The following is a 15,375-nucleotide window of genomic DNA, read 5'->3' on the forward strand; positions in this document are numbered from 1 at the left end:
CCAACTTGCGGCTAGTCTTGACGTGCAATCTCGGGGGAATCGCAATGGGGATGAAAACACTGTGGTGTGCGTTGCTGCTGGTTTGCGCCGGCGCGGCGCCAGCGGAAACGTTCAAGCGCGGGGAATATGAATTCACAACCGGGCCGGTTCCTGCATTCGTGCAGTTGCGCGGGCCGCTTCCCGACGCGTGGCCGGCATCCGCGCCCGGTGGGGATGAAGGCAACTGGCGGACCTGGCGTTATGACGAGCAAGTCGATCATCGCGCCAGCAGGAACGATGACTATTTCGAGTACATCTACCAGCCGCGGACGCAGTCGAACCTCGGCCAGGCCGGTCGCTACCAGATCGAATTCAATCCCGACTACCAGCACCTGGTGATCCATGCGGTGGCGTTGCGCCGCAACGGCAAGTGGGAGGATCGCCTGCGCCCCGCAACCATCACCGTGGCTCGCCGGGAAAGCGAATTCGAGCAGGACATTGCCAACGGCACAGTCGAGGCATTGATCGTGCTCGACGACATCCGCGTCGACGATCTCGTCAGGATCAGCTACACCGTGCAAGGCGGCAATCCGGTACTCGCCGGCCAGGAATCGGAATCGATCTACCTGGGCTGGAACAGTCCGATGCTCGACAGCTGGTTGCGGGTCCTGTATCCGCCACGCAGCGATGTCGCCATCCACAGCGAACACACCAAGGTGCAGGCCGACTATCGCGAGCTTGCGGACGGGCGCGAAATGGAGTTCCACCAACACGGCACGCCTGCCATCCAGAACGAGGATGACTATCCGGTGTGGTATCAGCCGTATCCCTACGTGCAGGCGTCGCAGCGTCGGAGCTGGGGCGACGTGGTGGCGTGGGCGTTGCCGTTGTATCCATCGGACAGGCAATTGCCGGCCGATCTGCAAGCGCGCATCACGCAATGGAAAACATTGCCCGACCCCGATGCGCGATTGGCCGCGGCATTGCGCGCGGTACAGGACGAAGTGCGCTATTTCGGCGTCGAGACCGGGCAGAATTCCCATCGCCCGAATGCACCGGGCGTGACCTGGTCGCGTCGCTATGGCGACTGCAAGGACAAGGCCTACCTGCTGTCGATGATCCTGCGCCAGCTCGACATCCGCGCGGAACCGGCGCTGGTTTCCACGGTTCGCGGCAAGCGGATCGGGGAATTTTCACCATCGGGCGCGGTGTTCAACCATGTCATCGTGCGTGTGGACATCGGCGGGCAGGCGGTGTGGGTCGATCCGACGGCTTCGCTGCAAGGTGGGATGCCGCGCGATACCGATCTGAGCGCTTACGGCATGGCCTTGCCGATCCGGTCGGGGCAACAGGGGTTGGAGTCGATTGCCGCACCGGTGACCAACCGGCTTGCAGTGAATACCAGCGAACACTTCGTGATCCAGCCCGATGGTTCCGCGCGCCTCGACATCACCACCGAGTACCGAGGCGGCGCGGCCGACGACATGCGCTCCAGCGTCAACCGCCAGCGCCTCGACGACCTCAAGCGCAACTATGCCGAGTATTACCAGAAGCGTTATGGCCAGCTCGACGTATTGGCCGCGCCAGTCATCAGCGACGACTTGCCCGGCAATGTCCTGAAGGTGAACGAGTCGTACCGCATCGTCCATGCCATCGGCAACGAAGGCGCGCTCAAGGCGCTGCAAATCTACGGTGAGGCGTTGTCGCAGCCATTGAAACTGCCGAAGACGATGTCGCGCAGCGGGCCGCTGTATTTCGCGCGTCAAGGCACCTACCGCCACGAAACCCGGGTGACCGCGCCAGCGACCTGGGTGGCGGCCTTCGGTGGCGACACTGATGAGCAGAAGACGAAAGCGTTCGATTACACGCGTTCGGTCAAAACCAGTGGCCAGGAGGCGCACGTCGTCTACGAGGTCAAGATCGATGATCGCTACGTGGCGGCCGATCAAGGCGTGGCGCACGTCGAGGCATTGCGCAAGGTGCGCGACGACCTGTCTTCCACGTTGCGTTATCGGGTGCCGCTTCAAGGCGAGGCGGCGGACCGCGATCGCCGACTCAAGGCATTGCTGGATGATGTCTCCGGAGCGAAGAAATGAAAGCGATGTTGCGAATTACCTTGGCCTCCCTGCTGGTGACCGCTGCCCCGGTCGCGTTGGCGCAGGTGGCGGGCAAGGCACCCGAACAGGCTTGGTCGTGGTTCCTGTCGAACGCCAGCAGCGAGGACGTGAGCGATCTCTATTCGGCGCTCGGCGACAGCGGTTACGTGCGTTCGCGTGTCACCACGGAGACTTGCGCGAAGGGCGAGGCTGGCCTGAAACGCGCAGCGGTGAAAGTCCCGGTTTCGCTGGCGTTGCATCGCGCGCTGCAACTGTGCGCGGAGGCGCGCGGTGACAAGGTCGCGGCGGATGCCGAGGTCGCGGCGTTCGCCGCGCTATGGAAATATGCCGGGCAGCAGGCCGGCAGCGGCGCATGGCGCCGGCCGCTCCGCATCGTGGTGCTCAATGATGCCTATGCCGCGCTCGATGCCATGGGCCTGGAGTTCAACCACGAATTCTATGAAGGCGTTCGCGCCCATGGCGATTTCCCCATCCAGATCGTGGCGCGGGATCCGGAGCGCAAGGTCGAGCGCCATTTCAGCTTCGACTATGTAGTGGCCCAGGCAGTCATCGATCGCAAGAACCCGAACGCCGGCACCGCAGCGCATCTCAATGGGACCGCGAGTGAGTTCGTCGATGCCTACAACAAGGCAGGGGAGTTGTCCGCACGCGACGTGAAAGCGGTCAACGTCGCATTGGAGAAAGAGGCGCTTGCGGAGCGTGTGGCGGCGTTGCGTCCGCTGGCGAGCGAGGGTGGGCTGCTCTCGCTCGGCACCTGGGAAATCGTGTGCGGACTCAAGCCATACGCGGGCTGTGCCGATGGACTGATCGATGCTTTGCTGTCGCTGGCCGAGAAGAAACAGGGTTTTGCGATGGTGATGCTGGCGACGGCCTATCGCAACGGCATCGGCATCGCCCGTGATGAAAAAGCGGCCAACTTGCTGCTCGATGCGGCGGACGACCAGTGGTGGCAGCGTGGCGCTTCGGTGGAGGCGGCGCGATTCGAGGCAACGTTGCACCCAGATGGTGGAACGAACGGGTTCGACGAGCGCCTTGCGCGCGCAGCGATGGCCGGCAATCCCGAAGCAGGCCCATTGCGGATTGCGTTGTCCTTTGAAGGGACGCACGGCCACAAGATCGATGCGGCCGGCATCGCCGAATTGTCGAAGCCGGAGAACAACGCGAAAGGAAATGGCGATCGGTTGATCGCGATGAACCTGAGGACGCACCGCGACAATGCCGACGCCATGGCCTGGGAAGACAAGGCTGCCGCAGCTGGGGACGGCGAATCCAGCCGCCGGGTTGCGGAGCGCTGGCTGGATGCGCATCCGGGACAGCAAGCGGATGCCGCCACCCTCGACTTGCTGAAGCGTGGGGCATACGCAGGCGATCACGTGGCGATGCAGCTGTTGGCGATCCAGGCACTTCTGGGCAAGCGCTGGCGCGACGCGGAACTGCAGTTGCTGCCGGCGATGGCCGAGGGCGATGTTGCATCGACCTACATGCTGCTGAATTTGTGGCAACAGGGTTACAAGGGGCTTTATGGCACGCCGGAACTCGCGCGCCAAGTCTACGATGCGCTGGCGGTCGCGCCCGAAGGCGCACGGGCGCGGCGCGAGTTGGCGATGATGACGGTCGATGGCCGTGCCGGCATCGCCAAGGATGGCGCGAAGGCGCGGGCGATGATCGATCGCGACGTGCGTGCCGGTGATGCCGAGTCGCAGACCATGTATGCCACATGGCTGCTCTATGGCATCGGCGGTGCCAAGGACGTTGCCGAAGGGCGGCGCTGGATGGAGAAAGCGGTCGCGACGAAATCGCGCATCGCGCTCATCCAGTACGGCAGCTGGCTGGTCCAGCAAAGCGACGCCCGGGCCGATCACGTGCATGGCATCCAGTTGTTGCAGGAGGCGGACGCAGGGGGCTCGGCCCTCGCGCGCAACAACCTCGCATGGGCCCATTGCACTTCGCGTTTTGCCGATTTGCGCGATGCCGGCAAGGGGCTTCAGGTGTCGAAGCGAATGCAGGAGATCGACAAGCCCCTCGAGCCCGGCACGCTGGATACCGTCGCCGCCTGCTACGCCGCAGCCGGCCAGTTCGACGAAGCGACGCGCTTGCAGGAGTTGGTGGTGTCGCAGACCCAGGCGCTACTGGCGCGCGGCGCGACCAATTCCGAGACGATCAATCGCATGACCGAACGCCTCACCCTCTTCAGGAAGCACCAGGCCTATATCGAACCGGCGGGGGCGCCCTGACAACGAATACACGTTCCGGGCTGTCGTGCGGATGTGCTAGCGTCATTGGTCCAATCAGGAGCCTCGAATGTCACAGCACCGCCGCCGCACCCGCATCCTCGCCACCCTTGGCCCGGCCACTGATTCGCCGGAAGTCCTGGATGCGCTGATTCGTGCCGGCGTCGATTGCGTGCGTCTCAATTTCTCCCACGGCGATCCCTCGGCGCAGGTCGAGCGCGCCCGCGCGCTGCGTGAAGCCGCGGCGCGTGCGGGGCGCGAGATCGGCATCCTCGCCGACTTGCCCGGCCCAAAGATCCGCGTCGAACGTTTCGCCGATGGCAAGGTGGCGCTGAAGGAAGGCCAGCGTTTCGATCTGGTGGCCGAACTCAATCCCCCACCGGGCGATGCCAGCCAGGTCGGCGTGAGCTACCTCGGCCTGCCTGGCGATGTCGTCCCCGGCGACGTGTTGCTGCTCGACGACGGCATGGTGCAGTTGCAGGTCGAGAAGATCGAAGGCCAGCGCATCATCAATCGCGTCCTCAACGATTCGGTGCTGTCCGATCGCAAGGGCCTCAACAAGCAGGGTGGCGGTTTGTCGCTGGGCGCGATCACCGAACGCGACCACGAACTCATTGCGATCGCTGCACAACTCGATGCCGACTTCATCGCGGTGTCGTTCTGCCGCGATGCCGCCGACATGGAGGAAGCGCGCCGGGCCGCGCAATCGCACGGCAGCCACGCCGCGCTGGTGGCCAAGATCGAGCGCGCCGAGGCGATCGAGAACCTCGACGAGATCATCGACGCCAGCGACGTGGTGATGGTGGCGCGCGGCGATCTTGGCGTGGAAATCGGCGACGCCGAATTGCCCGGCCTGCAGAAGAAGATCATCCAGCACTCGGTGCAGCGCAACAAGGTGGTGATCACCGCGACGCAGATGCTGCAGTCGATGGTGTCGAGCCCGATGGCGACGCGCGCGGAAGTGCTCGACGTCGCCAACGCCGTGATCGACGGCACCGACGCGGTGATGCTGTCGCAGGAAACCGCCGCCGGCCAGTATCCGGTGCGCGCGGTGGAAGCGATGGCGCGCATCTGCATCGGCGCCGAAAAGCAGTTCAATAGCGACACCAACTACGAAGGCGCGCAGCGTGATCTCGATCGCGTCGACAACGCCATCGCGATGGCGACGATGTTCCTGACCCAGCACATTCCTGTCGAGGCGATCATCGCCCTGACCGAATCCGGCGGCACCGCGCGCTACCTGTCGCGTTTCCGTTCGCCGGTGCCGATCTACGCCTTCTCGCGCCATGCCGATGCCCGTCGCCGCATGTCGCTGATGCGCGACGTGTTCCCGATCGCCTTCGACAGCCGCGGCCTGTTCGCTGGCCAGGCCGCCCGCCAGGCGATCCGCCACCTGCTGGACGCCGGATTGCTGGACGAGGGCCAGCGCGTGCTGTTCACCAGTGGCGAGAGCATGCATCAGCACGGTTCCACCAATACCCTGCGCGTGCTGGAAGCCAGCCACAACATGCCGACGGCGTGAATTGACATTGATCGAATCTGGGTGTAATAACGCTAAGCATCGATCAGGAACCGGAGGGGCCAATGAAATCCACCATTTCACTGTGGTTGTTGCTCGCGTCGCCGCTTGCAATGGCGGCCGATGGCCCAAGGGCGCCGGTCGTGGAAGATGCGACTCTGTATGGCTCACCCCTGCAGTTGGTGGCTCCGGCCCCAATCGGTGAAGACCATAACGTGAACGCTTGTGTTGCCGTTGGTTACACGGTGAAACCCGATGGGGCCCTCGGGGAGTTCGAGGTCGTGGATGCGTGGAGCGGCAAGCCGCCGGCAAGCGCGAGACTGCGGCTCTATTGGGAAAATTATGGCAAGATCGCCGCCCAAGCCGTGCAGGTGGCTCAGACCAAGGTGCGAATGCAGGCTCCTGCAGAGATGGTGCGGACGGTGTCGCGAGTGTCGTTTGGACCGGATGCCGCAGAAGACAATCGGTGCATGGTTCGCAACGCGCATGACAGCTATGCTGCTGCAGACGATTACCGTCTGAACCTGCAAGTGGTGTTGAAAGAGGCGAGGGCGTTGCGCGTGGCCAATGAGGGGCCCAACGTGCGATTTGACCCTGCTCCCAAGATACCCGGACCGCCGCCGCCATCGCCGTCGCCCAAACCGCAGTCGAGCTCCGGTTCGCAAGGCTGAAATTCTTTTCAACCCGCTATAATTGCGTTTTCCCTGCGCCAGGACGAAAACGCAATGAGCATCGAACAGCTTGCCGAAACCGCCCGTGCCATGGTCGCCCCGGGCAAGGGCATCATCGCCATCGACGAATCCGCATCGACCTGCCAGAAACGCTTCGATGGCGTCGGCATCGCCAGCACCGAGGAAAGCCGCCGCGCCTATCGCGAGCTGCTGCTGACCGCACCGAAGGTCGACGACTACCTGTCCGGCGCCATCCTGTTCGACGAAACCATCCGCCAGTCGACCAAGGACGGCGTGCCGTTCGCCAAGTACATGGCCGATCACGGCATGATCCCGGGCATCAAGGTCGACAAGGGCACGGTGCCGTTGGCCGGCTTCCCCGGTGAACTGGTGACCGACGGCCTCGACGGCCTGCGCGCGCGCCTGCAGGAGTACTACAAGCTCGGTGCGCGTTTCGCCAAGTGGCGCGCGGTGATCAACATCGGCGAGGACATCCCGTCCGGCACCTGCATCGAGTCCAACAGCCACGCCTTGGCGCGCTATGCCGCGTTGTGCCAGGAGCAGGGCATCGTGCCGATGGTGGAACCCGAGGTGCTGATGGACGGCGACCACGACATCGAGACCTGCTACGAAGTCACCGAGGTCACGCTGCGTTCGCTGTTCGACGCGCTGTACCAGCACAACGTCGCGCTGGAAGGCACCATCCTCAAGGCGTCGATGGTCGTTCCCGGCAAGGATTGCCCGGACCAGGCCAGCGTCGAGGAAGTTGCCGAAGCCACCCTGATGTGCCTGAAGTCGACGGTGCCGGCGATCCTGCCGGGTATCGTGTTCCTCTCGGGTGGACAGAGCGATGAAGCCGCCACCGCGCATCTCGATGCGATGAACCGCATGGGCCCGAATCCGTGGCCGCTGTCGTTCTCCTATGGTCGCGCCATGCAGCAGGCCGCGTTGAAGCTGTGGTCGCAGGACATGGCCGGCAACTGGGCCAAGGCGCAGGCCACCGTGTATGAACGCGCCAAGGCGAACGGGTTGGCTGCACTGGGCCAGTGGCAGCGCTGATGCCTGACGCTGCTGCGCGGCCGTGATCGAAAACGCCAGCCTTGCGCTGGCGTTTTTATTGGGAGATCGAGCTTCGCGCATCCATGTCGAAAGTCACGGGTGCGTCATCCTCCATCCGCATAAAATTGCCTGATGAAATTCCGTACAGATTCGATGGGCCGGCTCTGTGCCGGTGGAATGGTCGCGGGCCTACTGCTTGCCGGTTGCCAGCGCGGCGCCGATGCCGGGAAATCCGCCGCTAAAGGCGACCAGCCGGTATCGGTGGTGATCGAACGCATCCAGCCGCAGCCGTGGACGGACACGGTGCAGGCGCTGGGCACGGTCAAGGCGCATGAATCGGTGACGGTGACCGCCAAGGTAAGCGAAACCGTGCAGAGCGTGCATTTCGACAGCGGCCAGTGGGTGAACCGCGGTGCGCCGTTGGTGACGCTGACGGGCCAGCAGCAGCAGGCAGCATTGGCCGCTGCGGCAGCCAGCGCGAAGGAAGCCGACACGCTGTATCAGCGCCAGTCGCAACTCGCTGCGCAGCAGCTGATCGCGAAGTCGATGCTCGATACCCAGAAGGCGACGCGCGATGCCGCCATCGCGCAGGTGACGCAGATCCGCGCCAATCTCTCCGATCGGGTGATCCGCGCGCCATTTTCCGGATTGCTCGGCTTGCGCCAGGTGAGTCCGGGCACGCTGGTGACGCCGGGCACGGCGATCGCCACGCTCGATGATGTCTCGCGCGTCTACGTCGATTTCCCTGTGCCGGAAACCGAGTTGGCGAACGTGTCGCCCGGGCAATCGATCACCGGCACCACGCAGGCATGGCCGGGGCGCGAATTCTCCGGCACGGTACAGACTTCGGCGGGACGTCTGGATACCGGCTCGCGTGCGATGACGATGCGCGGCGATTTTGCCAACCCGGATCGCGCGTTGAAGCCCGGCATGCTGGTGAACGTCGAGGTCACGCGCGGCACGCATCCGGCCATCGTCGTACCCGAACTCGCGGTGATGCAGGTCGGTTCGCAGACCTTCGTCTGGCGCGTCACGCCCGAAAACAAGGCGCAGAAAGTCGAGGTCGAACTTGGCGGGCGCATTCCCGGCAAAGCGATGGTGAGCAAGGGACTGGATGGCGGCGATCGCATCGTGGTCGATGGCGTCGGCAAGGTGAAGGCAGATGCCACGCTCAAGGCTGCGCCGCCAGCGACCGTGCCGACTGGGACAGCGCACAAGTGAAACTGTCCGACGTCTCGATCAAGCGGCCGGTGCTGGCGGTGGTGATGAGCCTGCTGCTGGTGGTGCTGGGCGTGATGTCGTTCATGCGCCTGACGTTGCGCGAACTGCCGGCGATCGATCCGCCGATCGTGTCGGTGCAGGTCGATTACCCCGGTGCATCGTCGAGCGTGGTGGAGACGCGCATCACCAAGATCCTCGAAGACAGCATGGCTGGCATCGAGGGAATCAACACCATCGACTCCACCAGCCAGAACGGCAGCTCGCGCATCAGCATCGAATTCCTGCCGACCCGCGACATCGAAGGCGCCACCAATGACGTGCGCAACGCGGTGAGTCGCGTCGCCGGCGATGTCCCGCCGGAAGCACGCCCGCCGGAAATCACCAAGGTCGAGAGCGATTCCGATCCGATCATCTGGTTCAACCTGCGCTCGTCCAACATGGACACGCTGCAGCTCACCGACTATGCGCAACGCTACCTGGTCAATCGTTTCTCCAGCCTGCCCGGCGTCGCCACCGTGCGCATGGGCGGCGGCCAGATCTACGCAATGCGTATCTGGCTCGACAACGATGCGATGGCTGCGCGCGGCATCACCATTCCCGATGTCGAAAACGCGTTGAAGCAGGAGAACGTCGAGCTCGGCGCCGGCCATCTCGAATCGAAGGACCGCGACTTCATCCTGCGGGTGATGCGCGACTACACCACGCCGGAAGCATTCGCGCAGTTGCCGGTGACACGCGGCAACGATGGCTATGTCGTCAAGCTCGGCGACATCGCCACGGTCAAGCAGGAATCGGCGGAACGCCGTGCGTGGTACCACAGCAACGGCGAATTGGCGATGGGCATCGGCATCGTCAAGACCTCGACCGCCAACAGCCTCGATGTCGCCAAGGCAGCGCAGGCTGAAGCCGACCGCATCCGCAAGTCGTTGCCTGCCGGTACCGACATCTACGTCGCCTTCGACAACACCACATTCATCGCCGCCGCTGTCGAGCGCGTCTACGGCACGCTGATCGAAGCGGTGATCCTGGTGCTGGTGGTGATCTGGCTGTTCCTCGGCAGCGTGCGCGCGGCGCTGATCCCGGCGGTGACGGTGCCGGTGTGCCTGATTGCATCGTTCATCGCGCTGTATGCGTTCGGGTTCTCGATCAACCTGCTGACATTGTTGGCACTGGTGCTGTGCATCGGCCTGGTGGTCGACGACGCGATCGTGGTGGTGGAGAACATCCAGCGTCGTGTCGATCTTGGCGAGCCGGCATTGGTCGCGGCAAAACGCGGCACCGCGCAGGTCGCGTTCGCGGTGCTGGCGACGACCGCGGTGCTGATCGCGGTGTTCCTGCCGGTCGGCTTCCTGCAAGGCAATACCGGGCGATTGTTCCGCGAGCTGTCGGTGGCGATGGCGGCGGCGGTGGCGATTTCGGCCTTCGTCGCGTTGACGCTGACGCCGATGATGGCCTCGAAATTGTTGAAGCCGCATACCGGTCCGCACGCGGTGCATTCCAATCGCGTCAGTGAATGGTTGAACGCGCGTTTCACCAGCATGGCCGATGCCTATCGTGCATTGCTGACGCGCGTGGTCGGCCGCGCCTGGTTGTTCGCCGGCTTGATGGTGGTGGCGCTGGTGGCGACGGTGCTGCTGTTCAAGGCATTGCCGAGCGAACTCGCGCCGGCGGAAGATCGCGGCACCTTCCAGATCATGGCGGAAGGCCCGGAGGGCGCGAGCTTTGACTACACCGTCGCGCAGATGAAGAAGGTCGAGCAGGTGCTGCTGGGCGAAACCGGGCCCGGCAAGCCGCTGGAGCGCGCCAATCCGCGCGTGCCCGGCAGCTTCGGCGTCAGCGAGGACATGTACATCGGTCGTGCCAGCGTCTTCCTCAAGGACTGGCGCGAGCGCAAACAGAGCACCGCCGATGTCGCCGCCGAATTGCAGAAAAAACTCTCCGCCATCACCAGCGTGAAGTCGCGCACGATGCTGACCGGTGGGCTGGTGCGCACGCGCGGACAGCCGTTCCAGCTGGTGCTGGGCGGTCCCGACTACGCCGAGCTGGCGCAGTGGCGCGATATCCTGATGGCGAAGATCAACGACTATCCCGGCTTGAACGGCGTCGATTCCGATTACAAGGAAACCCGGCCGCAGATGCGGGTGATCATCGACCACGCGCGCGCTGCCGACCTTGGCGTCACCGCGCAGGCGATCGGCGGTGCATTGCAGGCGCTGATGGGTGGCGAGCGCATGACCACCTTCGTCGACGATGGCCAGGAATACGACGTGATGCTGCAGGCCGGGCGCGACAATCGCGATTCGGTGGCCGATCTCAATGACATCCAGGTGCGCTCCAAGAGCGGCGTGCTGGTGCCGTTGTCCAATCTGGTCACGCTCAAGGAAATCGCCGAACCGGGTTCGCTGGCGCGCTTCAATCGCCTGCGTTCGATCACGATTTCCGCCGGCCTCGCACCGGGCGCGCGCCTCGGTGATGCGGTGGCGTGGGCACAGAAGACAGTGAAGGAATCATTGCCGGAACACGCGCAGATCAGCTGGAAAGGCGAATCGCGCGAGTTGCAGCAATCCGGCGGCGAAGTGCTGCTCACCTTCGCGTTGGCGCTGCTGATCGTCTATCTGGCGCTGGCCGCGCAGTTCGAGAGCTTCCTGCATCCGCTGGTGATCATGCTGACGGTGCCGCTGGGCGTGCTCGGCGCGTTGCTCGGGCTGTGGATCACCGGTGGCACGCTCAACCTGTTCTCGCAGATCGGCATCGTGATGCTGGTCGGCCTCGCCGCGAAAAACGGCATCCTGATCGTCGAATTCGCCAACCAGCTGCGCGACGAAGGCCGCAGCGTGCGTGACGCCATCATCGAGTCGGCGTCGATCCGCCTGCGCCCGATCCTGATGACGTCGATCGCAACGGTGATGGGCGCGATCCCGCTGATCGTTGCCGGCGGTCCGGGATCGGCCAGCCGCGCCACCATCGGCGTGGTGGTGGTCTTTGGCGTCTCGGTATCGACGTTGCTGTCGCTGTTCGTGATCCCGGCGTTCTATCTGGTGATCGCGCCGCACACGCACTCGCCGGAAGCGATCGGCCACGAGCTCGACAAACTGGAAGCGGAAACCGCGAACGTGGGCGGTCATGCCTGATCCGGCCGCCACCCGCGAGCTGCGCATGTATGGCGTCAACGCGGTGCGCGCGGTGTTCGCGCGTCGCCCCGAGGCATTGCGGAAACTGTGGTTGTCGGAAGAGCGCGTCGGTGCGTTGCGCGATGTGCTGAAGTGGTGCGCAGCGCATCGTGTCGGCTACCGGATCGTGCCTGATGAGGACCTGCGCAAGCTCGCGGCGAGTTCGCATCACGAAGGCGTGGTCGCCGATGTTGCACGCATGCCGATGCCGCGCCTCGATACGTGGTTGGCCACACGCTCCGCCGGGCGCGATTGCGCCTTGTGGCTGGATGGCGTCGGCAATCCGCACAACCTCGGCGCGATCCTGCGCAGCGCCGCGCATTTCGGCATCGGCGCGTTGTTGATTCCGCGTGATTCCGACCTGCAATTGTCGGGTGCGGCGGCACGCGTGGCGGAAGGCGGTGCCGAAGCAGTGGATTTCGTGCGCTTGCCGGCAGCACACGAGGCGTTGTCGATGCTGCGTCGCGCCGGCTACACCACGGCAGCGACGCTGGTGGATGGTGGCGATGACCTGTTCGCGACGCCGTTGCCGCAGCGACTGGTCTACGTGATGGGCGCGGAACAGCGCGGCATGGATCGTGGACTGGCGGCCGACTGCGATCTGCGCGTGTCGATTCCCGGCAGCGGCGCGGTGGAAAGCCTCAACGTCGCCTCGGCGACCGCAGTGCTGCTGGCCGCCTGGGCGCGCAGCACCGGCTGATCGTCGCGACGATTATTTCTTCGGCTTTTCCGGCGCCGGCAGCGTGCCGCTGCCCAGGCTGCCGTCGACATTGGCGGCGATGAAGGCGAGGGTGGCGTAGGCGGCGATATCGACGCGCAGGTCTTCGGGATCGACCTTGTCGAGCGTGTCATCCGGCGTGTGGTGGAGGTCGAAGTAGCGGCTGGCATCGTGCGCGAACGCGCCGGCTGCGGAGCCGGCATCCTGCATCAGGCCCATTTCCGATTCAGCTTCGCCCTTGCCCGGGGTATAGGCGACGCCGAGTGGCTTCAGCAGGTCCGCGACCTGGGCCATCGCCGGGTCTGCGGCCTTCGACCAGCGCCCACCGAATTCATAGACGCGACCGGGACCGGAATCGGATTCCATCACGATCTGGCTGTCGCGGATCTTGTCCTTCTGCGATTCCGCATAGACACGACCGCCCCACAGGCCCTGTTCCTCGTTGGCGAAGGCGATCACGCGGATGGTGCGTTGCGGGCGCTGCACCCCACCCGCGAGTTTCGCCGCCGCCATCGAGATGGCGATACCGGTGCCGTCGTCGATGGCGCCGGTGCCGAGGTCCCAGGAATCGAGGTGGGCGCCGAGCGCGACGATCTCGTTCGGTTTGCTGCGCCCGGTGATTTCGCCGATCACGTTCTGCGAGGTGTAAGTGCCATTGAAGCCGCAATCGAGCGCGACGCGGATGCGCGTCGGCCCGAGCTTGACGAGACGCCCCAGTTGATCGGCGTCGTTGTTGCTGAGCGCGGCTTCCGGGATTGGCTTGACGCCGTTCTCGAAGCGCGTCATGCCGGTGTGCGGATTGCGATGCCAGTCGGTGCCGGCCGGGCGCATCACGTAACCGATCGCGCCAGCCTTCGATGCGGCGGAAGCGCCAGTGGTACGCACCCTGCTGCCGATACCGTAACCATGGCCGTCCTTCGCCCTGGGCATGATCACGTCGACGAAGGCGATCTTGCCGGCCAGCGATCCCGGCGCGGCATTCTTCAGCGCGTCCAGCGAATCGAAACGCACCACGTCACCTTCGACAGTGCCACCGGGGCTGCCACCGAGCGCGGTCAACACCAGTTTCTGCGAATGCGCACCCAGTACTTCACCGTGCTCGCTGCGGCGCTCCCATTTCGGGAACGTCACCGGTTGCGTCCACACCTTGTCGAAGCCGAGTGCCTTGAACTTGGCCTTGGCCCATTCCACCGCGCGGGCATCGGCCTCGCTGCCGGCCAGTCGTTGCCCGACTTCGGTGGTCAGCGATTCCAGCACTTGCCAGCCGGTCTCGTCCTTCAGTGCCTGGTCGCGCAGTGACGCCGCCGATTGCACCATCGCCGGGGATGCCTTGGTTTCCGCTGCGAACGCGGGCGTGCCGGCGATCAGGGCGGCGAGGGAAACGGCGAGCAGGGTGCGGTGCATGGTGATGGCCTCGGCGCAAAGGAAACCCCGAGCGTAGCAGCCCGGGGTTGCCTGCGATCCGTGCCAATCGTCATGCCGACGGCGGCGTACGGATCACTTCTTCAGTTCGTCGCGGATCTCGCGCAACAGAAGAACTTCCTCGCTCGGCGGTGCGTCGGCCGGCGCCTCGGCGGGCTTGCGCATGCGGTTGTAGACCTTGATGAACAGGAAAATCACGATTGCGATCAGCAGGAAGTCGATACAGGTCTGTATGAAGTCGCCGTACTTGATCGCCACTTCCGCGACTTTTTCCTTGCCGGTGGCCGGATCCATCACCGCCGGCGTGATGACGTGCTTCCAGTCCTTGAAGCTGACGCCGCCGCTGAGCAGGCTGATGGATGGCATCACGATGCCTTCGACCAGCGCGGTGACGATCTTGCCGAATGCGGCGCCGATGACGACACCGACCGCCAGATCGACCACGTTGCCCTTGGCGATGAATTCCTTGAACTCGCTGACCATGCCCATGCGTTGCGCCCTGTGTGGAGAGGTGGCCGGAGCATAGCGCAGCACTGTCTAGACGATTTCACCTTCGAGAGCGAGAAGCCCGCCCAGCCGGGCGACGAAACGGTCGCCGCGCTGCAGTGCGGCAACGCTGGCGGGGGTGCCGGTGAAGACCAGGTCGCCACGGCGCAGGGCATACAGCTTCGACAGTTCGATCAGCACATCGGGCACGTCCCAGATCCAGTCGCGCAATGCGCCGCGCTGGCGCAGTTCGCCATTCACTTCGAGGGAAATCTCCAGTGCCGACAGATCGCCCGCCTCCGAAGCGGGGATCACCGTGCTGATCGGCGCGGAATGATCGAAGGCCTTGCCGATGTCCCACGGCAGCGATTTCGCCTTGCACTCGGCCTGCAGGTCGCGCCGCGTCAGGTCGAGGCCGATGGCATAGCCGAACACCAGCGCCTCGGCCTGCGCACGCGTGAGTTCGCCGGGCGCTGCATCGGCGCCGAGCACCGCGACCAGTTCGACTTCGTGGTGCAACTCATGCGTGGCGGAGGGATAGGCCACTCGACCATCGGTGACGATGGCGTCGGCCGGCTTCTGGAACAGCACGGGACGGCCACGCGCTTCCGGCGCTGCCGGCGTCGCGCCCATCTCGCGGGCATGGTCGGCAAAGTTGCGGCCGATGCAATGGATGCGATGCACCGGGATCGTGCGGCCATCGGCGGTGGCGACGCGTGGAATCGGCAGGGGCGGGAAGAGATCGTTCATGGCGCTGCATCGATGCGACGGGAACGTTATCC

At 64.6% G+C, this 15,375-nt stretch carries 10 protein-coding genes and 1 pseudogene; 8 read left to right on the plus strand and 3 right to left on the minus strand.

What is annotated here, in order from left to right; all coding sequences use genetic code 11:
- Positions 1-44 precede the first annotated feature (44 nt).
- From Lysil_RS07890 to Lysil_RS07925, 8 genes and pseudogenes are all read left to right on the plus strand, one after another.
- Entirely contained in the window at positions 45-2,075 is a 2,031-nt protein-coding gene (locus tag Lysil_RS07890; protein WP_103075089.1) for a DUF3857 domain-containing protein, read from the plus strand.
- Positions 2,072-4,330 carry a tetratricopeptide repeat protein gene (locus Lysil_RS07895; RefSeq protein WP_103075090.1) on the plus strand — a complete coding sequence of 753 codons (2,259 nt, stop codon included), beginning with the start codon at positions 2,072-2,074 and terminating at the stop codon, positions 4,328-4,330. The genes Lysil_RS07890 and Lysil_RS07895 overlap by 4 nt, the downstream gene beginning before the upstream one ends.
- Before the next feature lie 67 nt (positions 4,331-4,397).
- Complete coding sequence (pyk, locus tag Lysil_RS07900; RefSeq protein WP_103075091.1) at positions 4,398-5,849, plus strand: pyruvate kinase; 1,452 nt, start codon at positions 4,398-4,400, stop codon at positions 5,847-5,849.
- A 62-nt stretch (positions 5,850-5,911) separates the two neighbouring features.
- Positions 5,912-6,517 (plus strand): hypothetical protein, encoded by a 606-nt coding sequence (locus Lysil_RS07905; protein ID WP_103075092.1) that lies wholly within the window; start codon positions 5,912-5,914, stop codon positions 6,515-6,517.
- A 54-nt stretch (positions 6,518-6,571) separates the two neighbouring features.
- Positions 6,572-7,576, plus strand: a complete 1,005-nt coding sequence (locus tag Lysil_RS07910) for a class I fructose-bisphosphate aldolase (protein ID WP_103075093.1) — start codon at positions 6,572-6,574, stop codon at positions 7,574-7,576.
- Between the two features lie 132 nt (positions 7,577-7,708).
- On the plus strand, positions 7,709-8,797 hold the full coding sequence (locus Lysil_RS07915; protein ID WP_103075094.1) for an efflux RND transporter periplasmic adaptor subunit: 1,089 nt from the start codon (positions 7,709-7,711) through the stop codon (positions 8,795-8,797).
- Positions 8,794-11,928: an efflux RND transporter permease subunit gene (locus Lysil_RS07920; protein ID WP_103075095.1), complete on the plus strand. Its 3,135-nt coding sequence runs from the start codon at positions 8,794-8,796 to the stop codon at positions 11,926-11,928. The genes Lysil_RS07915 and Lysil_RS07920 overlap by 4 nt, the downstream gene beginning before the upstream one ends.
- A pseudogene (locus tag Lysil_RS07925) lies at positions 11,903-12,667 on the plus strand (TrmH family RNA methyltransferase); the annotation flags it as partial. The gene Lysil_RS07920 and the pseudogene Lysil_RS07925, both read left to right, overlap by 26 nt.
- 12 nt (positions 12,668-12,679) lie before the next feature.
- Here the strand turns inward: Lysil_RS07925 and Lysil_RS07930 are convergent.
- The 3 genes from Lysil_RS07930 to Lysil_RS07940 all read right to left on the minus strand — a co-directional run bounded on the left by Lysil_RS07930 (position 12,680) and on the right by Lysil_RS07940 (position 15,343).
- A complete protein-coding gene (locus Lysil_RS07930; protein WP_103075097.1) occupies positions 12,680-14,089 on the minus strand; it encodes a M28 family peptidase in 1,410 nt (469 codons plus the stop codon).
- A gap of 93 nt (positions 14,090-14,182) precedes the next feature.
- Positions 14,183-14,596: a large-conductance mechanosensitive channel protein MscL gene (gene mscL / locus Lysil_RS07935; protein ID WP_103075098.1), complete on the minus strand. Its 414-nt coding sequence runs from the start codon at positions 14,594-14,596 to the stop codon at positions 14,183-14,185.
- Positions 14,597-14,644: 48 nt separating this feature from the next.
- The gene (locus Lysil_RS07940; protein ID WP_103075099.1) at positions 14,645-15,343 is read right to left on the minus strand and encodes a fumarylacetoacetate hydrolase family protein; all 699 of its coding nucleotides are present in this window, start codon (positions 15,341-15,343) and stop codon (positions 14,645-14,647) included.
- Between the last annotated feature and the right edge of the window lie 32 nt (positions 15,344-15,375).

The organism is Solilutibacter silvestris (genome assembly GCF_002895945.1).
In the GTDB taxonomy this organism is placed as follows: domain Bacteria; phylum Pseudomonadota; class Gammaproteobacteria; order Xanthomonadales; family Xanthomonadaceae; genus Solilutibacter; species Solilutibacter silvestris.

Bases quoted from the DNA above. Each gene is read 5' to 3' on its own strand.
- mscL (WP_103075098.1), bottom strand. From the start codon at position 14,596: ATGGGCATGGTCAGCGAGTTCAAGGAATTCATCGCCAAGGGCAACGTG.
- pyk (WP_103075091.1), top strand. From the start codon at position 4,398: ATGTCACAGCACCGCCGCCGCACCCGCATCCTCGCCACCCTTGGCCCG.
- Lysil_RS07915 (WP_103075094.1), top strand. From the start codon at position 7,709: ATGAAATTCCGTACAGATTCGATGGGCCGGCTCTGTGCCGGTGGAATG.
- Lysil_RS07905 (WP_103075092.1), top strand. From the start codon at position 5,912: ATGAAATCCACCATTTCACTGTGGTTGTTGCTCGCGTCGCCGCTTGCA.
- Lysil_RS07895 (WP_103075090.1), top strand. From the start codon at position 2,072: ATGAAAGCGATGTTGCGAATTACCTTGGCCTCCCTGCTGGTGACCGCT.
- Lysil_RS07930 (WP_103075097.1), bottom strand. From the start codon at position 14,089: ATGCACCGCACCCTGCTCGCCGTTTCCCTCGCCGCCCTGATCGCCGGC.
- Lysil_RS07890 (WP_103075089.1), top strand. From the start codon at position 45: ATGGGGATGAAAACACTGTGGTGTGCGTTGCTGCTGGTTTGCGCCGGC.
- Lysil_RS07910 (WP_103075093.1), top strand. From the start codon at position 6,572: ATGAGCATCGAACAGCTTGCCGAAACCGCCCGTGCCATGGTCGCCCCG.
- Lysil_RS07940 (WP_103075099.1), bottom strand. From the start codon at position 15,343: ATGAACGATCTCTTCCCGCCCCTGCCGATTCCACGCGTCGCCACCGCC.